Source organism: Paenibacillus ihumii (assembly GCF_001403875.1).
GTDB classification, from domain to species: Bacteria; Bacillota; Bacilli; order Paenibacillales; family Paenibacillaceae; genus Fontibacillus; species Fontibacillus ihumii.
The window spans coordinates 2,954,702-2,975,141 of sequence record NZ_LN884299.1; the positions used below are offsets into that span (position 1 = coordinate 2,954,702).

Annotated in this window: 21 protein-coding genes; 11 read left to right on the forward strand and 10 right to left on the reverse strand. The window is 52.7% G+C overall.

Annotated elements, in window-relative coordinates:
- Nucleotides 1–24: 24 nt before the first annotated feature.
- Entirely contained in the window at nt 25–129 is a 105-nt protein-coding gene (locus tag BN2762_RS26575; RefSeq protein WP_083485040.1) for a sporulation protein YjcZ, read from the forward strand.
- Between the two features lie 68 nt (nt 130–197).
- On the opposite strand, the gene BN2762_RS20360 is transcribed toward BN2762_RS26575, so the two are convergent.
- Entirely contained in the window at nt 198–1,778 is a 1,581-nt protein-coding gene (locus tag BN2762_RS20360) for a degradosome RNA helicase CshA (protein WP_055108702.1), read from the reverse strand.
- 274 nt (nt 1,779–2,052) lie between these two features.
- On the opposite strand from BN2762_RS20360, the gene BN2762_RS20365 reads away from it, so the two are divergent.
- The 3 genes from BN2762_RS20365 (at nt 2,053) to BN2762_RS20375 (ending at nt 4,710) form a co-directional block, all read left to right on the forward strand.
- On the forward strand, nt 2,053–2,880 hold the full coding sequence (locus BN2762_RS20365; RefSeq protein WP_055108703.1) for a YitT family protein: 828 nt from the start codon (nt 2,053–2,055) through the stop codon (nt 2,878–2,880).
- A gap of 185 nt (nt 2,881–3,065) precedes the next feature.
- A complete protein-coding gene (locus BN2762_RS20370) occupies nt 3,066–3,254 on the forward strand; it encodes a hypothetical protein (RefSeq protein ID WP_230202554.1) in 189 nt (62 codons plus the stop codon).
- A gap of 262 nt (nt 3,255–3,516) precedes the next feature.
- Complete coding sequence (locus BN2762_RS20375) at nt 3,517–4,710, forward strand: putative glycoside hydrolase (protein ID WP_055108704.1); 1,194 nt, start codon at nt 3,517–3,519, stop codon at nt 4,708–4,710.
- A 177-nt stretch (nt 4,711–4,887) separates the two neighbouring features.
- Here BN2762_RS20375 and pfkA read toward each other — a convergent pair whose 3' ends face one another.
- From pfkA to BN2762_RS20390, 3 genes are all read right to left on the reverse strand, one after another.
- A complete protein-coding gene (gene pfkA, locus BN2762_RS20380) occupies nt 4,888–5,859 on the reverse strand; it encodes a 6-phosphofructokinase (RefSeq protein ID WP_055108705.1) in 972 nt (323 codons plus the stop codon).
- 239 nt (nt 5,860–6,098) lie between these two features.
- Nucleotides 6,099–7,127, reverse strand: coding sequence for a tetraprenyl-beta-curcumene synthase family protein (locus BN2762_RS20385; protein WP_055110246.1), 1,029 nt, complete (start codon nt 7,125–7,127; stop codon nt 6,099–6,101).
- A gap of 144 nt (nt 7,128–7,271) precedes the next feature.
- Nucleotides 7,272–7,592, reverse strand: a complete 321-nt coding sequence (locus tag BN2762_RS20390) for a hypothetical protein (protein WP_055108706.1) — start codon at nt 7,590–7,592, stop codon at nt 7,272–7,274.
- Nucleotides 7,593–7,757: 165 nt separating this feature from the next.
- Between BN2762_RS20390 and BN2762_RS20395 the strand changes: the two genes are divergently transcribed.
- Together BN2762_RS20395 and BN2762_RS20400 are read left to right on the forward strand one after the other, a co-directional pair.
- Entirely contained in the window at nt 7,758–8,945 is a 1,188-nt protein-coding gene (locus tag BN2762_RS20395) for an MFS transporter (protein ID WP_055108707.1), read from the forward strand.
- Between the two features lie 95 nt (nt 8,946–9,040).
- The gene (locus BN2762_RS20400; RefSeq protein ID WP_055108708.1) at nt 9,041–9,688 is read left to right on the forward strand and encodes a nitroreductase family protein; all 648 of its coding nucleotides are present in this window, start codon (nt 9,041–9,043) and stop codon (nt 9,686–9,688) included.
- Between the two features lie 132 nt (nt 9,689–9,820).
- On the opposite strand, the gene BN2762_RS20405 is transcribed toward BN2762_RS20400, so the two are convergent.
- From BN2762_RS20405 to BN2762_RS20415, 3 genes are all read right to left on the reverse strand, one after another.
- The gene (locus BN2762_RS20405) at nt 9,821–10,717 is read right to left on the reverse strand and encodes a hypothetical protein (RefSeq protein WP_074048660.1); all 897 of its coding nucleotides are present in this window, start codon (nt 10,715–10,717) and stop codon (nt 9,821–9,823) included.
- A gap of 115 nt (nt 10,718–10,832) precedes the next feature.
- Nucleotides 10,833–11,801 (reverse strand): helix-turn-helix transcriptional regulator, encoded by a 969-nt coding sequence (locus BN2762_RS20410; RefSeq protein ID WP_055108710.1) that lies wholly within the window; start codon nt 11,799–11,801, stop codon nt 10,833–10,835.
- A gap of 332 nt (nt 11,802–12,133) precedes the next feature.
- Nucleotides 12,134–12,331 (reverse strand): cold shock domain-containing protein, encoded by a 198-nt coding sequence (locus tag BN2762_RS20415; protein ID WP_009222768.1) that lies wholly within the window; start codon nt 12,329–12,331, stop codon nt 12,134–12,136.
- A gap of 214 nt (nt 12,332–12,545) precedes the next feature.
- Here BN2762_RS20415 and BN2762_RS20420 point away from each other — a divergent pair, with 214 nt between their 5' ends.
- From BN2762_RS20420 to BN2762_RS20440, 5 genes are all read left to right on the forward strand, one after another.
- Nucleotides 12,546–12,779, forward strand: a complete 234-nt coding sequence (locus BN2762_RS20420; protein ID WP_055108711.1) for a hypothetical protein — start codon at nt 12,546–12,548, stop codon at nt 12,777–12,779.
- A 40-nt stretch (nt 12,780–12,819) separates the two neighbouring features.
- Nucleotides 12,820–12,990 (forward strand): hypothetical protein, encoded by a 171-nt coding sequence (locus BN2762_RS27365; protein WP_055108712.1) that lies wholly within the window; start codon nt 12,820–12,822, stop codon nt 12,988–12,990.
- 275 nt (nt 12,991–13,265) lie between these two features.
- The gene (pepF, locus tag BN2762_RS20430; protein ID WP_055108713.1) at nt 13,266–15,056 is read left to right on the forward strand and encodes an oligoendopeptidase F; all 1,791 of its coding nucleotides are present in this window, start codon (nt 13,266–13,268) and stop codon (nt 15,054–15,056) included.
- Nucleotides 15,057–15,140: 84 nt separating this feature from the next.
- On the forward strand, nt 15,141–15,503 hold the full coding sequence (locus BN2762_RS20435) for a LapA family protein (RefSeq protein WP_055108714.1): 363 nt from the start codon (nt 15,141–15,143) through the stop codon (nt 15,501–15,503).
- 101 nt (nt 15,504–15,604) lie between these two features.
- Nucleotides 15,605–16,642, forward strand: coding sequence for a M42 family metallopeptidase (locus tag BN2762_RS20440; protein ID WP_055108715.1), 1,038 nt, complete (start codon nt 15,605–15,607; stop codon nt 16,640–16,642).
- Nucleotides 16,643–16,805: 163 nt separating this feature from the next.
- Here the strand turns inward: BN2762_RS20440 and BN2762_RS20445 are convergent, their stop codons facing one another.
- The 3 genes from BN2762_RS20445 to BN2762_RS20455 all read right to left on the reverse strand — a co-directional run bounded on the left by BN2762_RS20445 (nt 16,806) and on the right by BN2762_RS20455 (nt 20,415).
- Entirely contained in the window at nt 16,806–18,827 is a 2,022-nt protein-coding gene (locus tag BN2762_RS20445) for an ABC-F family ATP-binding cassette domain-containing protein (RefSeq protein ID WP_055108716.1), read from the reverse strand.
- Nucleotides 18,828–18,955: 128 nt separating this feature from the next.
- Nucleotides 18,956–19,771, reverse strand: a complete 816-nt coding sequence (locus BN2762_RS20450) for a DUF92 domain-containing protein (RefSeq protein ID WP_055108717.1) — start codon at nt 19,769–19,771, stop codon at nt 18,956–18,958.
- A complete protein-coding gene (locus BN2762_RS20455) occupies nt 19,768–20,415 on the reverse strand; it encodes a fumarylacetoacetate hydrolase family protein (protein ID WP_055108718.1) in 648 nt (215 codons plus the stop codon). Before BN2762_RS20455 ends, BN2762_RS20450 begins: the two co-directional genes overlap by 4 nt.
- Nucleotides 20,416–20,440 lie beyond the last annotated feature (25 nt).

A 20,440-nucleotide genomic window follows, 5' to 3' on the forward strand; every position in this document is an offset into this window, starting at 1 on the left:
CAACACTTTTAAGGAGGTTATCTCATGTCCAACGTAGGCGGAGGATATGGCGGTTTCTGGACTTCTACAGGTACTATTCTCGTATTGTTCATTCTGCTCGTTATTGTGAGCCGTTCCGTGCTGTACTAATCTCCAATAGCAAGAAGACGGAGTGCCCTTGAGGGCCTCCGTCTTCTTGGTTATGCGTTCGTAATTCATTACTTATCGAACGATGGGTTGTCATTGCGTCTGGTCGGTCTGCGCTCTCCTCCGCTGCTCGCTGGACGCGGCTTGCGGTCCGAGGAGGAGGAGCGGTAGGAATCCCGTCCGCCGTCCCGGTTGTAGCCGCCCTTGCTGCCATAGCCGCCGCGGCCGCCGCCATCGCGGTTATCCCTGCGGTAGCCGCCTCCGCCGCGATTGCCGTAACCGTATGGCTTGCGCCCGCTGGAGCGAATGTCCGGGTTGCGGCGCTTGACGCGAATCGGTTCCTCTGGCGTCAGCTCAATATTTGCTTTATCGGCCTTATCGCCCGTAATGAGCTTAAACGCCGCTGCGAGCAGATTGACTGAATCGTACTGCTCCAGAAGCGAAATTGCGATTCCCTTATATTCGTTCAGTTCACCGGCTTCCACGAGCTCAAGAATCCGCTCCGCCGTAATGCGCTGCTTCCCTTCAATAGCCTCGGCGATCGAAGGCAGCGGCTTGCGCGCAATCTTCTGGCGGGTAATCCGCTCGATGAAATGCAGATGGTCGATTTCACGCGGGGTGACAAATGACCAGGCCACGCCCTCTTTACCGGCACGACCCGTACGGCCAATGCGGTGTACATAGCTCTCCGGATCCTGCGGCAGGTCGAAGTTCACAACGTGGGTTACGCCGGATACATCCAGACCGCGGGCCGCTACGTCCGTTGCGACGAGCACGTCGATGCTGCCGTCCCGGAATTTGCGCATCACGTTATCGCGCTGGTTCTGGGACAAATCGCCATGCAGGCCGTCCGCGGAATACCCGCGCTTCTGCAGTGCCTCCGCCAGCTCGTCGACACGGCGCTTCGTCCGTCCGAAGACGATAGCCAGCTCCGGCGATTCCATGTCCAGCAAACGGGTCAGCGCGTCGAATTTCTGGCGCTCATGTACTTCGATATAAGCCTGATCGATCAGCGGTGCGCTGACTTGCTTAGGAATGACGGATACATGCTCCGGGTTTTTGAGAAATTGCTGGGCAAGCCTTTGGATATTTGCCGGCATTGTAGCGGAAAATAGCATTGTTTGGCGCTCTTCGGGGACAAGCTTCAGAATCGACTGAATATCGTCCATGAAGCCCATATCCAGCATTTCATCGGCTTCATCCAGTACGACAGTCTGTACGTCATCAAGCTTAATCGTCTTGCGATTAATGTGGTCGAGCAAGCGGCCAGGGGTTCCGATAATAATCTGAGGTTTCTTCTTCAAAGCTCGAATTTGTCTTACGATGTCCTGTCCGCCGTAAATCGGCAGGGAACGAATTCCTTTGAAGCGGGACAGCTTTCCGATCTCTTCCGCCACCTGAATGGCGAGCTCCCGGGTTGGGGTCATGACCAGAGCGACGATTCGCTCCTCGTTGGTTGGAATTTTGCTGATCAGCGGAAGGCCGAACGCTGCCGTCTTCCCTGTACCTGTCTGGGCTTGTCCGATCAGGTCGCGACCTGTCATCGCAATCGGAATCGATTTGGATTGAATCGGGGTGGCCTCTTCAAATCCGAGTTCTGTTATTGCCTGTAGAACTTTAGGCTCTAGGCCGAAATCTGCAAATGTGCTCAAAATATTCATACTCCTTCTATATAGTGGACATCCCACCATCTTGACTGTATTCTTAAGTAGCATTGGAACGTTTATAGGCTATCCCATCAACCCATAAATTTTACATAGCATACGGATCTTTTGACAAATTGCACAGATCACTATACATTCTTAACCATTTTTCATGGAAAAGGATACCTACTCAAGAATATCTCAAACATTATAGCACAAAACATGAAAAGAACACCAGCAAGCTGTCAGGCATATTTCTACATCATCAAGAGGTGGTTTATAGATGCTCAAAACAATTTGGAACAGCCTAGTCATCGTGTTCGGAGCGGCATTGATCGCGGCAGGCTTCAATCTGTTTCTTGTTCCGCATCATCTGCTAAGCGGCGGAGTGTCGGGTTTGTCCATGCTGACCGGTTACTTTACCCCCCTCAGCCTCAGCCTACTATATCTCGTGTATAACATCCCGATTCTGATCGCCGGACTGTTTCTGCTTGGGAGAAGGTTCATTCTCCTCAGCATTCTCTCGGTCGCATCCGTGACGTGGTTCATCGCCCTGATTCCCGTACGGGAAGTTCCGATTACGACCGATACGTTCCTGTCTGCGGTCGTCGGAGGGGTGCTGGTCGGGATCGGCAGCGGAATATCGTTCCGGGCCGGGGGCTCCTCCGGCGGCTTTGACATCATAGGCTCGATCATTACAAGATACCGTGACTTTCCAGTCGGCAGTGTCCTTGTGGCGATGAATGCCACCGTTATTCTAGCCATGGGCTATATCGAGGGGGACTGGAACCTCGCCCTTGCATCCATGGTATCCATCTACCTCAGCGGCAAGGTGGTCGATCTTCTCCATGTCAGCCATACCAAAGTTACCTTGTTCATTATAACGGACAAGACTGAGGAATTGCTAAGCAAACTTTTAAAGCTTCCGCGAGGCGTTACGCTGATCAAGACGCAGGGCGCTTTTTCACATAAGGAGAAGGATATGCTGATGACTGTAACGACCCGCTATGAGCTGACTGAGCTCAAAAACATCATCAAAAAAACCGATTCCTCCGCCTTCGTCAACATCGTCGAGACCGTGGGCGTAATGGGCTCGTTCCGAAAGAAGTAATTTTTCCCATCAGCCTGTCCGCCGTGCCAAAGTATTCCGCGTTATGTTATAATGAATTATGCGCGGTTCCTTCGTCAATTTCATAGGATTTCAGCTTTACCCGATTTCACAGGCTTTGTGCTTTTCCGTTTAAGAATGATTCTCTACGCGAATGATTCTAGAAGGAAAGGGTGATTGATGTGGAAATGGAAACGGTAAAACTGGCACAAATCGTCATGAAGTGGTTCCCCGACATGCTTCCCTTCTTTAACGAGAAGGAGCTGGACTCCATGATCATCCTCCGGGACGGTATGAGCTTCTTGGAACCGAATGATGCCATGGAGATTATTCAATTTAGCATTTGTGAGCTCCAGGATACTAATTTGCTTCATTAATATTAGTCTCTGCGGGCTTCAGATTTATAACGCAGCACCCAGGCTGCTTTCTTTTGTCTCGGCAGAAGAAGGCGGCCTTTTTTCGATTAAGAGGGCTTGATGGGTTAAAAACGTCATTTTTCGCTGCTTTGCTTAATTCCGGTTTCAAACGGGAGACATTGTGTTAAAAGAGTAAAGCCGCGGTTCAATATAGCGCAAGCAATAACAATCTGTTTAATAGGGACAGCATACATAACCAGAATCATATTGGGGAGAGAAAACGATGCACATCATTTGGAGCATTTTACTGCTGGCTTTAGCCACAGGGGGCGGGGACAACAGCAGCCCTGTCCTGACGGGAACCTCTTACAACAGAATGCCGGGTATTCTGCAATCATCCTATCATACCTTCATCGCCAATGCCGCCCAAGGACGGCTCGATAACCCGCTGCCGCCCAAGATGCTAGCGGTCAACCCTCAGACGGAAGCGCCGGTCGTCAAAGGAATCTACGTAACGGCTTACAGCGCTGGCGGCGCCCGGATGGATCAGCTTATTGACCTGCTGGACAGCACCGAGTTGAATTCGATGGTTATTGATGTGAAGGATGATACGGGCTACATTACTTATAAGACAGACCAGCCGAAGCTTCAGGAGCTCGGCAATCCTCAGCCCTTTATTCGCGATATCCATGCGCTGATGGAGCGTCTGGAGAAGCACGACATCTATCCTATAGCCCGCGTGGTCGTCTTCAAAGACAGCATTCTTGCCAAGAAGCACCCGGAATATTCATTCGTACATAACGACGGCTCCGTCTGGAGCAACAACAAAGGAGATTCCTTCGTCAATCCGTACAGCCAGGAGGTATGGGAATACAACCTTGAAATCGCCAAGGAAGCGGCCAAGCTCGGATTCAAGGAAATCCAGTTTGATTATGTCCGCTTTCCAGAAGGTTTTGAGAAACGGGCCGATTCTTTGAAGTACCGGAAGGATGAGCGCAGCCGCGTGGGCGCTGTGACCTCCTTTGTCAAATACGCCAAAGAAGAGCTGGAGCCGCTGAGAATCAAGGTATCCGTGGATATATTCGGTTACGCTGCATCCGTTCCTGCCGCCGAAGGAATCGGCCAGGATTTCGTGAAAATCTCGGAGCATGTAGACATTATCTGCCCGATGATCTACCCCAGCCATTACACGACGGGCTGGTTCAATGCCAAGGATCCGGACAAAGCTCCTTATCAGACGATACGGGGAGCAACGATGGATACGCAGAAGAAGCTGGAGCCCTTGGGCGATAAGCAGCCGTTGATCCGTCCCTGGATTCAGGACTTTACCGCAAGCTGGCTTGGCAAGGACCGCTATATCCATTACGGCAAGCATGAGATCGAGGAGCAGATCCGAGCGCTTAAGGATTTGAACGTCGATGAATATTTGCTCTGGAACGCCTCGAACCGATATACGTCGGGCGTCACATACAAATAAAACAGGACCGGCGCAGATTCGCCAAGCGGGCGCTTCAGCCGAAGCCCGAATATCTGCCATGTGAAAATGAACTTATTCAACACAAAAAGGGAAATCCAATGACAACATTCATTGGATTTCCCTTTTGAATTCCTGCCGCTATACAAGGCTGCGAGGCGCCCTTTCTGCCGCAGCCCCTTATTGGGACAAGCGGGAAGCGAGCTCGTACAAGCTCATGTCAAAGCTCTTCTTGGTGGATACGACCTTCTCGATATCGGTTAGCACCATTTCTCCGCCGATCATGCCGCAGGCTTTGTTCGATTCACCTTCGATCAGCTTGCGTACAGCGAAGTCGCCGAGACGGCTGGCCAGGTTGCGGTCGAACGGAGTCGGAGATCCGCCGCGCTGAATATGGCCTAGCACTGTCGCGCGAGGCTCCAGGGACGGCTGGCGCTCCTTGATCGCTCTGACGACTTCCTCTCCCGTACCCACGCCTTCGGCCACGATGACAATACTATGTCTCTTGCCGTTATCGAAATTCGCTCTCATTCGGTCAGCAACCTCATTCAGGTCGAAAGGCACCTCCGGGATAAGAATCGTCTCCGCGCCGGCCGCCAAACCCGCATGCAGAGCAATGTCTCCGGAGTGGCGGCCCATCACTTCAACGACGGACGCCCGTTCATGGGAAGACATCGTATCGCGCAATTTATTGACGGCATCGACCACGATGCCTACCGCTGTATCGAAACCAATCGTATAATCGGTAAAAGAAATATCATTATCGATCGTACCGGGAAGGCCCATCGTTTTGATTCCAAGCTGGCTGAGCTTCGCCGCCCCGTGATAAGAGCCGTCTCCGCCGATGACGACCAGGCCGTCAATGCCGCGATCGCGTAAAATTTGAGCACCCTTCTGCTGGCCCTCAGGCGTTTTGAATTCCGTGCAGCGCGCCGATTGCAGGATCGTTCCTCCGCGCTGGATGATATCGCCTACGCTTCTAAGATCCATGGAGAAGATGTCATTATTGAGCAGTCCCTGGTACCCCCGTTGAATCCCGAATACTTCAAGCCCATAGTACAATCCGCTTCGCACGACTGCACGTACGGCTGCGTTCATGCCCTGGGAGTCACCGCCACTGGTGAGAACTGCTATTTTTTTTACTGCTGACATAATGATTCCTCCTAATAGTTTTGTGAAACAAAACTTTGCTTCATAAGCATCTGCTTAGTTTTGTGAAACAAAACTTTGCTTCGTAAGCATCTGCTTAGTTTTGTGAAGCAAAACTTTGCTTCGTAAGCAATCTGCTTAGGGATATGAAACAAACTTGCCTCGTAAGCATCCGCTTAGGTCTGTAAAGCATAACTTGCTTGGTAAGCCTTCGCTTATGGTGTTGTGAAATAAGAAACCAGCTATTTCAAACGTTTGCGGATCCAGCGGCTGTTCACGAAGAAGAACAATCGCATGAGCGAGCTTCTTCTCATCAATCGTTTGGAAACTCCTCGAATTTCTTGCTGCTCACTGACTTTGGGATCGGATAAATACAGAGCCAGCAGCCCTTCGATAATCATCACATGAAATGACGACGCCGGCAGAACGGCGACATCCCTCCTGGCCTCCTCGACCATGAATACTATGCGCTGAAGCATCGTCTCTTTATTATCGTAATAGCTGCAGAAATTCAAATCTCCGCCAATTTCATCTTCGGCCTGATCAATCAGATAGTCAAGCATTATATGTAATCCGCATACATAAGGAAAATAAGCGTCCTGGACCGACCTGGCGCCAGCCTCGTCCAATTGCTCGTCGCTGGCCGACAGAAACAGCATGAATACGCCTAAGGTCGAGCCCGTTGCCGCTGCAAACTCATTCCATTCCAGCTGCGGTGCCCGCGATTGGTGAAGCTTCCACCACGAGACAAGGGCATCCTCGCGGAGACTCGGGTCGATATGCTTGTACACCTGCAAATCCGTGTACAGCTGCACCAGCTCGGTAATGAACGGCTGAGCCGCAGAATATCCGGGCAGCCTGGCAATCTGATCCTGGCAGGTCAAGACGAGACGGTGCAGGTATCCCCCATCCTCGCGCTCATCCCGCAGTGCGTAATAATCGGTCAGTTCTGCCTGTGGATCAATGGCATCCAGCATGCTTTGATGAAGCAGGCGGAAATCCCCCTCATCCATCGAAGTGCTGCGGTCACAAAGATTATCCAAATAATCACTGATCGTTTGAAACGCTACGATTAAAGGGATCAGAATATGACGCTTCGGCAAATTGGCAGCCGCATATACAGCGCCCCCCTGACAGTGGAATTCCTTGGTCTCAATACTAGCAAGCGCTTGTCTTCTTAGCTCAGGGTCGGGAATCAGTCCCGCATCCTTCCTCCAGCCATTAAGTTCCTTGCGAACATCAGGCAAAATGAATTTATACACCCGGCTCATCAGCCTGATCGGCTCTTTAGGAAACTGGTTTCGGCTTTGCTTCGGTTCAATCAATGGCCTGCCTCCACTAGTTTGTTAGATATAGCGAGTTTTAAACCAGTCTATATTATAATATGATCCCTCTCTTTGCACAAATTAACTTAATCACAGATGAACTTTGGCCGTCGGCTCATCCTGCGACACGCGGTACCATATTTGCAGATCATGAATCTGACTGGCTAATTCGGCGATTTCCCCGTTGATCTGACAGCTTCTCTCGAAATCGTTCTCATTCCCCATCTCGGACAGCTTCCGCTCAATCAGCCGTTCCAGCGCCATGATCTTGGTCGGAATTCGCCCGCGAATGCTCTCCCAGTTCTCGATCATCGCCAGTCTTTCCTCCATGCCGTAGTCTTCGAAGGGACGGTTTAGTGACGGGATATGAATATCCAATCGTTCGTCATATACGAAGCAGGAATGATACATGTTGATTCCCCCCTATCCGAGGCAATATATTGCTAAGTTATATTATAACTAATTTAATATGTTAACAAAACTTTTTTAGTTAAGGTTATGATATACTATCCATGTTATAGCTCAACCGCATGATGCTTGCGAACTAAATCACCCTGAACGGAGTACATATCTACGATGAAATCACATGACTTGGCCCGCTCCGAAGTATCCTGGCTTAGGGCTCTTATCTTTACGATTTATGGAACGAGTGCGCTGGTCGCCTCCTATTTTCCTCTTTTCTATGCAGAGCTCGGATTCTCCAGAACGCAGATCGGCTACATCTATGCCGTTGGTCCGATGATCTCTTTGATATCCAATCTACTGTGGAGCTATGCAAGCGACCGCTACCGGACGATTAAGAAAATACTCTTCATCCTGCTGGCAGGACAAATACTGATGTCCTTCTTCCTTTCGATGACGACGCAGTTTGGAGTCATTATGCTTATCATTACCTTATATTATTCCTTCTTTTATCCTGTGCTTCCGCTGTCCGATTCACTCGCAATTTCGACAGCGAACCGCCATCATCGCAACTTTCTATCGATCCGTATTTTCGGCTCGATCGGCTTTGCGATTTTTGCACTGCTCATCGGTTACGTGCTGTCAGCCATACCTTCCATAACGACGATGGGCGTATCGATGATTATCGCTGGGGCAGCGCTGTTCTTTACATTATTCGTTAAAGATCAGGCAGCCAGCGTAGCGAGGGTCGATTTCTCAGGCGTCTTATCGATTCTAAAGCAAAAGGAGTTGCTCTGGTTTCTGGGCTGCGTTTTCTGCCTCGCCTTGGGCATGCGGATGAACGACGCTTTCCTATCGATCACGCTGCATGATCTTGGGGCCGGGGAGGAATTGATCGGCTGGGCTATGCTTATGTCGGCCTTCTCGGAAATACCGATTTTTCTGCTGCTTACCAAATACGGCTCAAAACTCAAGGAGCTCCCCCTGCTGCTGATGGCAAGCCTGATGTTTGCACTAAGATTCCTCCTGGTAGGCATCTCGGATTCGGCAACCAGCGTTCTGCTCATACAGCTGATGCACGGCGTATCCTTCGGCATATTCTACGTCACGGCCATACGGATGCTCTCTCGCCTCATCCCGCCCCAGTTCCAGGCTACTGGACTGGCCCTGTTCACGGTCATGTGGTCGAGCTTGTCCGGGCTATGCAGCGGAGCCTTTGGCGGTATGCTGTTCGAGAATTTCGGCAGGGAAAATTTCTATTTTGCTGCGATGGGCACAGCTTTACTGGCCGCTATCGGCTTTGCCAGCCGCTATTTCTATAGAGCCAAACCCAAGAAACATAGCAAAGAATTCACGTCTTAGCATGAATAAACGATTCTGTTCAAAGACTTACACATAAGTTATAATTAAGAGCAGCTTATAGTACCAAGTGTTAATTGAAATGAAGGTGGGATATTATGGATTTTAATCAATTCCGGGAAATCGTCGCTACCCGCCGAAGCATCCGGGACTTTACAGAGGAGCCTGTTGCAGTGTCGGATATCGAGGAAATTATCGATTGCGCCCGCTATGCACCTAGCGATACGAACTCGCAGACCTGGGAATTCATTGCTGTTGTCAATAAGGAGAAAATTAAGCACATTGAGGATTTCACCTGGGAGAAGCTGCATGAGATTGCCGCTCGTGCCGAAGGCGACGGACTGGCAAGAGAAGCCAAGCTGCTCGTCAAGTCCTTTGGTCCTTATGCTACTGCCTTCTCAGGAGCACCTGTGCTGATCGTCTGTCTAGCTACGCCGTATACCTCAAAGTTCAGGGAGCGGATCTTTGACCCGATTTCGTTTGTAGCGCCTGAAATATGGACAGAGGAAGGCTTGAAGAGCAGCTGTCTAGCTGCGCAAAACTTGATGCTCGCTGCCCATGCAAAAGGACTTGCGACTTGTCCGATGACAGGACCTGTGCTTCTGGCGGAGGACAAGCTTCGCGAATTTCTTGATATCCCAGACGACCGGGTAGTAAATATGGTCATTGCGCTGGGCCGCCCTGCCATATCACCCAAGGCGACACCGCGCAAGGAAGTAGCGGATATACTTAGAATCGTAGAATAAACAACAACCAGGAAGACGTCCATCGAATTGTTTTATATTGCTTTAAATTCATAGATTCTTTAATGGATAACGGACTGAGCCGGGCATGGATCCCTAACCAGTCCGTTTTTCGTCAATCTATTCTATACTCCCTTATAATCGTCCATAGGCCTGGAGCGTCAAGAGATGATTTACCGTCACGTATCCCCGCCACTCCTGCTCCGAGGCTGTACTGACGGCTGGCCACGCAATCGGCCAACCGCCGTCAGACTGCTGCCGCCGCTGGAGCTCGTCCAAATGCAGCTCCACCTCATCCTGCGTTACAAAGCGATAGGCATAGCTTGCTGGAGTAGGGGCGTAATCGAGCACTTTGTGTACATACCCTTCCGCATGCGGATTCCGTTCTATAACCCCTGGTGTGCTGAGCCAATCGTCAAGCACCGGGTAGAGCTCGGCTGCTCGCGCGGTGTCCGGGGCGTGGGCCAGAAACACCATCCATTGCTCGCCATCGTGATAATCGTTCGGGCGGCTACTCTCCAAAGCCTGCCAAAGAAATGCCTGATGAGCTTGGAACCAATCCTGATCCCATAATCGCTCGCGCAGCGGGCTGCCTAACAGCATGCCCACGATCTTTCCAGTGGGATTCAAGGCTGGGATGCCGTCTGCTTCCGTTGCCCACCAGGGAGCATGCCCATAGCGATTGACGGCGGTCGTAGCCCGCGGGAGACCTCCGCCGGGGAGTGTCAGCTTTTGCAGGTAAGCTAGTAGCGGCGGAACCAGCTCTGAATCCCACGCGTCAATCTCTTTAATCAGCGTGATTGCCATCTCCGAAGCCACCGGTTGACTATCCGGACAGCGCATATCCGGCTCCAGAGCTTGCCCAAACCCGCCGTCCTCATTCTGGTACAGCCCAAGCGCACGAATGACATTCTCCCTGGAGCCGTTCTCAAAGTGGTAAGCAAAACGCATTCGATCCAGCAGGCGGGCGCTGTTATAAATAAAGCTCCTTGCCCGCTCTATTGTTTCTTGGCCTTTTATAGGGTCAATCATATCCTTGTTCCTCCCCATCCTAATAATTCGAAACAGGCAGTGGCTGCCCGTTGCAAAGCAAAATGGCATGCCGGTCCGGGCGATGCATTCCTTCCATCATCCATCTAGCTCCCGTTCAATCCATCCCCCCTGTCTCCCTCTGCCGGTAAGCATCATAACGCTCCGCAACCTGACGGGCCCGCTCCAGAATATCCGCTCTCAAACGCTGGGGCTCCAGCACCTCTGCATCCATTCCGAGTCCGTAGAACAAAGAGACTGCCCAGCTCCACTCCGTTCTGGGACAGAGGAAATCCGCCTCCCATAGGTCGTCTCCGATCTGCTTCACATGATGGCCCATATGAACATCCTGCTCGACCAGGAGCGCCCCTCTATAGGTCAGCTTGACCCGGATACGAACCACTTCTGTCAGCTCACCGGTATCGGCCTTCATTCCGGAATTATCAGCTTCCGCTGCTTCCGCTGGCTCACAGATTCGTTGAACCTCATCCATCCGGTCAATCCGGAAAGTACGCTCCTCGCGATGCTGCACCGAATAGGCTTCACAGTACCAAAATCCATGGGCGGCATAAATGCGAAGCGGCTTTATTTCAAGATATCGGGAACGATTTTGGGACCGGTAATAAATCCGCAGCCATTCTCCCTCTGCAGCAGAATGCATCACCGCTGTCAAAAAAGACGTCTTGTAGCGTCGATCCGGCACCTCCAGCTCGACATGGCTCAGCAGCGGGCTTACTTCGGACAGCGTGCCCTCGGGGAGAACCGCTTTGATCTTGTCCATTACCGTCCATCTCGCCCGATGGAATGGCCCGTCCGCGTATTTGGCCATTCCTTCTAGCGCCAGCAGCACGGTCATCGCCTCCTCCGCGTCCAATTGAAGCGGCGGCACGGTATACCCGTCCATCAAACGGTAACCGCCGCCGGGCCCGCTCTCCGCATAGAGGGGAACCCCCATTTCGGAAAGCGCCTGCATATCCCTCAGCACCGTTCGCCGCGATACCTCAAGCTTATCGGCCAAGGACTGTGCTGTTTCCGGCCGCTGCTGCAGCGCCAGGATCACAGCCAGCATTCGATCTATCTTTTTCATAGCGATATCGCCCCGATTCATTGACATCATAACAAGGGATCAGTGACAACAGCATGTCACCAAATATGTAATATTCAACAAAAATAAAGGGACTCGAATTTCATGGATTCGCAGTCCCATTGTGCAAGCTATCTGTTTCTGTCTTTCAGTTTATCATTCACTGTCCAAGCGGGTCAAAAGGAGTGAGGCGACGCCCCTTCCTGCCTTTCTGCTTTCATGCCTGCCATTTGGGTCAGCACAAAAAAACACAGCCCAATAATGAGCTGTGTCTTTCATATTTAAGCCTTCTTGGAACCAAACTTTATAAGTGATCCGCTCCTGCGGAAGGGTTCTTATAATTTGATTACGTTAGCGGCTTGAGGACCACGGTTACCGTCGGTGATTTCGAACTCAACGGCTTGGCCTTCTTCTAGTGTTTTGAATCCTTCGCCTTGAATCGCGGAGAAATGCACGAATACGTCTTCGCCGCCTTCAACTTGGATGAAGCCATAGCCTTTTTCTGCGTTAAACCATTTAACTGTACCTTTCAAATGAACAACCTCCTAAAAATAATCGCCATCATTGACGAATATCCATATTATACTCCATGGTTTGATACATTGCAACGTATCATTTACCCAGCGGGCAAGCATTTTTTGCGAAAGACGCTCCCGCCGTTTTTATTTGCTTTCGGACGGGGCGTGAGTTATCATTTTACATAAAAAATACAACTACTAAATAAAGCAGGATCGGAGAACGGCCAAAATGATCAAAAAACACGAAATATACAAAAGAGACAAATGGAATATGATGACTGTAGAGGTTCAAGGGAAGTATATCGTCCTTCGGGAGATTTCCGATCAATGGGGCGAGGAATCGCACACGTTTCTCAGCCGTCCTGCCCTCATGAACTGGGCGGAGAGCCGCTTCCCTAAAGAGGAATTTGTCGGAAGGGAAGAGGAGTGGAACGACATCATGAATGCGTTCAAGCAAGTATAAATGCGTCTTATTACCTTTAAAAAGGAGAACTTATCAAGCGATGGACAGTTCTAACTATCTGATCTTTATCATTTCCGCCTTTGCTCTCGGTATCGTGCTGATCCTGAGCAAGAATCAAGTTCAACCCCGAATCAGGCGTTGGCTCGCCATTTTCGCCAGCGTGATGATTGCCTTTGCGTTCGGTCTGATCATTTACAGCTTGCTGGTATAGACGGCGGAAGGCACAGGTTGGCGGCAGGAATCCAGCCGAGAGGATCATCGGGATCCGATATCCATAAACAGCCCGGTTCCCAGAGTAGATGCCGGGAGAGAAGGATATACTAGGATAATCTCCATTTATGATCAAGGGAGGTTCCTATGAAAATAACACCCTTATCCCTGCTACCTCTCCTGCTGTCCTCCTCTCTGCTGATATCGGCAGTATTCAGCGGCATGGCCGGCGCGAATGACCGGCCGAAGGCTCATCCAATACAAAGGAGGATACCTATGACTACATTACCTAAACGTTCTGAAGTGCAGCCAGAGAATAGCTGGCAATTAGAAGACTTGTTCCCGAGCCAGAAGGATTGGGACGCCGCATATGAGGAGCTGAAGCAGCTGAAGAATAAAGCGGCGGATTTCGAGGGCAAGCTGAACACGCCCGATAACGTCAAAGCGGTATTCGCTCTGGAGGACGATCTCTCCCTGCGCATTGAGCGCCTGTACGTATATGCCCACCTAAGCCATGACCAGGATACGACGAACCCTACATACCAAGCCCTCGTCCAAAAAGCGAAGAAGCTCAGCGTCGAGGTCAGCGAAGCGCTGTCGTTCATTACGCCGGAAATTCTGGCTTTGCCTGAGCAGCAGCTGGACAGTTACATCAACGACCCTGGGCTCGCTGACTACAAGTTCACCTTGCAGGAAATCAAACGCGAGAAAGCGCATGTCCTTAGCAAGACCGAGGAGGCCTTGCTCGCCCAGGTTGGCAATCTGTCGCAAGCGCCGCAGCAAATTTTTGGCATGATCAACAATGCCGACATGAAATTCCCGAGGATCAAAGACGAGCATGGCAACGAAGTCGAGCTGACGCACGGCAGCTATATTCAATTTCTGGAGAACCCGAATCGGGAGGTTCGGGAGCGGGCCTTCAAGGCTGTATACGAAACCTACGGCAAACAGAAGAATACGATTGCCGCGACCCTCAGCGCTAACATTAACAAGAACATGTTCTATTCCCGGGTTCGCAAATACCCTTCCGTACTTGAAATGTCGCTCTACGGCGACAACATTCCAAAGGAAGTGTACACGAACCTGATCGATACGATCCACGAGAGCCTGCCTCTGCTGCACCGCTATTTGAAGCTGCGGAAGAAGCTGCTCGGCGTGAATGAGCTGCATATGTACGACCTATTCGCGCCGCTGGTGGAAGAATACAAATGGGACATCACGTATGAAGAAGCCAAAGGGATGCTGCTGGAGGGCCTGAAGCCGCTTGGCGAGAATTATCTGAGCGTACTTCGCGAAGGCTTGAGCAACCGCTGGATCGATGTATACGAGAATGAAGGCAAGCGCACAGGAGCTTACAGCTGGGGCGCTTACGGCACGCATCCATATGTGCTGCTGAACCACAAGAATAACCTGAACAGCATGTTCACGCTGGCGCATGAGATGGGCCACGCCCTGCATTCCTACTTCTCCGACGAGAACTTGAAATACCGGGATGCCCAATATACGATCTTCCTGGCTGAAGTAGCCTCGACGACGAACGAAGCGCTGCTCATGGATTATTTATTGAACAAATCGACCGATCCGAAGCAGAAGCTGTACTTGCTCACCTATTACGCCGATCAATTCCGGACTACGGTATTCCGCCAGACGATGTTTGCAGAATTCGAGAAGCTGATCCACGAGCGTGCCGAATCCGGGGAATCCCTGACACCGCAGGAGCTGTCCAAGATCTACTATGATCTCAACGTGAAGTATCACGGCAAAGAGATGACCGTCGATCAGGACATCGAGATGGAATGGGCTCGGATTCCACATTTCTACACCAGTTTCTATGTGTACAAATACGCTACCGGCTTTAGTGCGGCAACGAGCTTCTCCAAGCAGATTCTGGAGGAAGGCCAGCCTGCCGTTGACCGTTATCTCGGCTTCCTCAAAAGCGGAGGCAGCGACTATTCGATCAATATCCTTAAGAAGGCCGGCGTAGACATGTCCTCGCCGGAGCCAATTCGCGAAGCGATGAGCGTATTCCGGGAGCTGGTTGAGCAAATGGAGAAATTAACCCAATAGCCTTTCCGGCAGAAATGAATAAATCCCTTGCCCTTTTGGGGTAAGGGATTTTACACTGTATACAAGAAGGAAGGTGACACGAATATGAAAATGCAATGGTCTCTCATTCTTGCTCTCGTCTTCGCCCTGATTACAGCGGTATTTGCTGTCATTAACGTGGAGCCGGTTCAAGTCAATCTGCTGTTCAATTCCGTACATATCCCGCTGATTCTGCTTATTCTGGGCTCGACCCTGCTCGGCGGAATTATCGTAGGCTCCTTCGGAATTTACCGGGGATACCGGCTGCAGAAGGAAGTCAAACAATTAAGCGCCAAGCTGGCGCAAATTCAGGAGGCCACGGGCTACGAATTTCCCGAGAACCCGACATCCGCTTCAGAGCCGCAGGAGAATGCCGAGGGGGATGCCAGGGAGAATGCCGATGCCGCAAACCCGAGTTCACAAGCTTAGCTCGGTCTGATTCGTCGATGCGGTTCATCGTTGCGGTTGATCGATTCGAGTCATCGATTCGGTTCATACTTACGATCCATTTTTCAATTAGGAGGCCTGCTATGAATATTCAACTCAATGAAGCCTACATACTGGATTTGCTGGTCAAGCTCCTGAATACGCCGAGCCCCAGCGGCTTCACGCATCGCATCATGAAAGGGATTGAAGCTGAAGCAATAGCGCTCGGCTATGCCGTTACATGGAACGAGAAAGGCGGAGCCATCATTACCTTGAAAGGGAAAGACTCGTCACGGCGCATAGCCCTCAGCGCTCATGTCGACACGCTGGGCGCGATGGTACGCTCCATTAACTCCCAAGGCACGCTGGCGATTACCTCTGTGGGCGGATTCATGATGCAGAGCATCGAGAACGAATACTGTACGATTCATACGCGAAGCGGCAAGACCTATACCGGCACGATATTGACTTCCCGCCCATCGGTTCATGTGTATAGCGATGCCCGGGAATTCAACCGAGAAGAGAAGCATATGGAAATCCGCATCGACGAGCTGGTGAACAACAAGGAGGACGTCATGAAGCTGGGCATTATGGCCGGCGATTACGTGTCCTTCGATGCCCGGCCGGTCATAACGCCGAGCGGCTACGTGAAATCCCGGCACCTCGACGACAAGGCGAGCGTTGCGGCCCTCTTCGGGCTGCTGGAATCGAGCCGCCGCGAGGGCTGGCTGCCTGCGCATGACGTAGTGCTGCTCATCTCCAATTACGAGGAGGTTGGTCATGGCGCTTCGTGGATACCTGGCGGCATCCACGAGATGATCGCTGTAGACATGGGAGCGATTGGCGACGATCTAAGCTGCAAGGAAACGGATGTATCGATTTGCGCCAAGGATTCCACCGGACCCTACGACTACGATATGACCGGCAGGCTGATCCAGCTTGCCCAAAAGCTGAACATTCCTTTTGCGGTCGACATCTACCCTCACTATGGCTCCGACGCATCCGCAGCACTGCGCGGCGGCAGCAACATTCGGGCCGCTCTGCTCGGTCCGGGCGTGCATGCTTCACATGCCATGGAGCGAACGCATAAGCAAGCGATATTCAACACGGCCAGACTTCTCGCCGCTTATATTGCGGGCTGACGCCTCAGCAGAGATTTTTGCAGGCATGCAGCCTGAATAACAATGCTGGAACAATGGCTTCAGTGACCTAAGGTCAACGCCGCGGGCCGGTGATCATCAGACAACCAAAAAGAGCACCCTGGCAGATCATCAGTCCCTGCCAGGGTGCTCTTCATATCTTCTGTTAATTCCGCTGAGCTGCGATTTTCTCGGCCAGCTCGTTCAAATACGTCCAGCGGTCCATCAGCCGCTCGAGCTCGGCTTCCGCTTCCTGCTGCTGCTGCATGAGCTCCTGCAGCCGGGAGGCGTCGCTGGAGGCCTGCTCCATCGCCGCGGCAATATCGGCGAGCCGCTGCTCTGCGGCTTCCACCAGGCCATCGATCGCATCGTATTCCCGCTGCTCATTATAACTGAACTTCACCCGCTCTGCACGGGATGGGTCTTTGCCGCTGCCTGATGCGCCTGATCCGCCTGGTGCTCCCGAGCCACTCGTACCGCTCGAGCTGCTCGAAGCCGAGCCCGGGGAGCTTCCCAAAGCCGCCGCAGAGGCCGCCTTGCCTTTGGAAACCGAGCCGCCCCCTGCCGAACCGCCATCAGCGGACTTGGCAGACTGCTGTGTCCGCTCCGCATAATCGCTGTAATCGCCGACATGAACGGCCACGACGCCATCCCCCTCGAACGCCATAATTTTATCTACGGTTCGATCCAGAAAATAGCGGTCATGGGATACGACGAACACGGCGCCCGGAAACTCGTCCAGATAGGCCTCCAGCACGGTCAGCGTCTGAATGTCGAGATCGTTCGTCGGCTCATCGAGCAGAAGCACGTTCGGTGCGCCCATGAGAACGCGGAGCAAATACAGCCGCCGTTTCTCACCGCCCGACAGCTTCCCGATAGGCGTCCACTGCATCGCCGGCGGGAACAGGAACCGCTCGAGCATCTGCGCAGCCGTAATCCGCGATCCGTCCGCCGTCGTGACGACCTCCGCTTCCTCCTTGATGTACTCGATAACCCTCTGCTTGTCATCCATCTCCTGATGCTCCTGCGTGAAGAAGCCCAGCTTCACCGTCTGCCCCAGCTCGACATAGCCATGATCCGGCTCGATACGCCCAGCGATCATATTCAGCAGCGTCGACTTGCCGCTGCCATTCGGCCCAACGATGCCGACGCGGTCACCGGGAACGGCGGTATAGGTCAGCTCCCGGATCAGGAGGCGATCCCCTGCCGATTTGCTAAGCTCGGAAATTTCCACGATTTTGCGACCCAGCCGGGTAGAGGCCACCGAAATATCCAGCTGGTCGCTCTTGTACTCCGTTCTCTCCTGCTGCAGCTTCTCAAAGCGCTCAATTCTTGCCTTCTGCTTCGTCGTCCGGGCTCTTGCCCCCCGGCGAATCCAGGCCAGCTCTGTGCGCAGCAGATTCTGCCGCTTCTGCTCTGCCGAAGCCTCCCGCTCCTCCCGTTCGCTCTTCAGCTCCAGAAACCGGCTATAGTTCGCTTCATAGCGGAACAGGCGCCCATGATCCAGCTCCAGCATGACATTGCATACCCGGTCCAGGAAATACCGGTCATGCGTAATGAGAAGCAGAGCGCCGCGGCGTCTCTGCAAATAGGACTCCAGCCAGGCTACTGATTCGTTATCGATATGGTTCGTCGGCTCGTCCAGAATCAGCAGCTCAGACGGGACGATAAGCGCGGATGCCAAGGCGATCCGCTTGCGCTGTCCGCCGGACAGCTCCCCGACTTTAGCGCCGAAAGCGGTAATTCCCAGCCGGGACAGCACGCTCTTCGCTTCGCTCTCCAGACTCCATGCCTGAAGCCGGTCCATCGCCTCGCTCAATCTTGCTACCTCGGCCTGCAGCCGCTCATCCGCGGGATTCAGCTCAAGCCGGTCCACCGCTTCGATATATGCGGATACAGTTTGCAGCATCGGGTCACCGCCCTGAAATACCTGCCGCAGCACCGTTGTTTCCGGGTCAAAATCCGGATTCTGGGGCAGGCAGGCAATCCGTACATCGTTGTTTACGGCGACGCGTCCGGAATCCGGCGCCTCCAGCCCGGCAACAATGCGCAGAAAAGTAGACTTCCCCGTTCCATTGACACCGATAACACCGATTTTATCATGCTCCTCCATCCCGAAGGAGGCATCCTCGAACAGCACCTTTTCCCCATAGCTCTTTGCTATTTGTTCAACCGTTAAAATATTCATTTTGTTCCCTACTTTGCATAAATTACGAAGGCTCACCGTCGATCACGCCAATTTCCGCAGCCTGGCCGGAGTGGCGTGCTGGTTAACGGATGAGGACTCTTCAGATTGCCTAAATTCCAATCCATTCTCTAGAGCAGCCAGCTTCCCAGCGCTAGAGCAATAATGCCCGCCGCAAGCGAACTGATCATATTCACCATGTCATTATTCATCCAGCCCCAGCCTCGCAGAGGCACCGTATTCTCGCCGCAGTGCTTGGGAACTTCGACGCTGCGCCCGCAGACCGTACAGCGGTACATGCTCTGCAGCGTCGCTCCCATGTAAGAATCAAGCATCGCACCGGCAAATCCAGACAAGCCGCCGATTATGATCCAGCCCAGCAGCGGCAGCTCCGTGTAACCTTCCAGGCCGCTCCATAAAGCCAGCAGCCAGGCCGCGCCTCCGATGATAACCGCTCCAGCCAAGGCCGCGAAGCTGCCGAGCAGCGATACCCCGCCGGACGTGCCCGGGGCAATCCGCTGTCCGCTAAGAATTGACCTGGGCGGCTTCCGGCTCAGGCTGCCCCATTCCGTAGCCCAGGTGTCTGCAGTTACCGAGGCCATCGCCCCGATAAAAAACATGGCCCATCCGGGATGGGGCCAAAGGGCGTTTCCTATACAGGCAGCCATTCCCAGCCCGCCGTTGGCCAGCACTTGCCCCGCATCCCGAGTGCCTGATTTGGCGTAGCTTTTCTCCGCCTCCTGCTTCCGGCTTGCCTTCAGCTTGGAGAACGCGCTTGAAGAAATGAAAAATAGCAGCAGGATCCCGAACCAAAACAAGTTGCCGGCGCCGAAGTACACCGTTCCCATGACGGCCGCCGCCGCCATGCCCGACAGGCTGAGCGACCGCTTCCAGTACGCTGCCGCCGATACGGCAATCGCGCATACTGCTCCGATGATCCAACTCATCTCGCTGAACTCGAAGAGCCGAGCTGTACGGTGCAGCTGCCCAGAGCCCGTCCGCCATACAGCAGCTCCAGCTGGTCTCCGGTGGCTACGGGCCCGACCCCCTCGGGCGTGCCTGTGAAGATCAGATCACCCTCGCCAAGCCCATAATTTTCTGCAATGTAATCCACAATTTCCTGCAGCGGAAAAATCATATTGCCGATATTTCCCCGTTGGACGACCTCGCCGTTCTTGCGAAGCTCGAAATCCTCTGCGGCCGTATCCGCCGCGCCGGGAAAAACGGTATACGGCGTCAGCGGCGCCGAATTCAGGAAGGCTTTGGCCGCCGTCCATGGATGGCCTTTATCCTTCAGCTTGTTCTGAACATCGCGCAGCGTAAAATCTATGCCAAATGCCATGACGTCGACCAGCTCGTCCACGGCCATCCCGGGCCGGTAATCCCGGGCGATGCGAAGGACGAGCTCAGCTTCATAATGCACCTCGCCGCGTCCCCCAGGCAGCGCGATTGTGCTGCCATCCATCGGCACTATGGCATGCGAGGGCTTCATAAAAATCATCGGCTCGGACGGAACGGAATTTCCCAATTCCTCGGCATGCAGCCTGTAGTTCCTGCCGACGCAGTATACGTTACGGATCAGTTGTTTCATCTCTTGAAGCGCCTCCTCATCATTC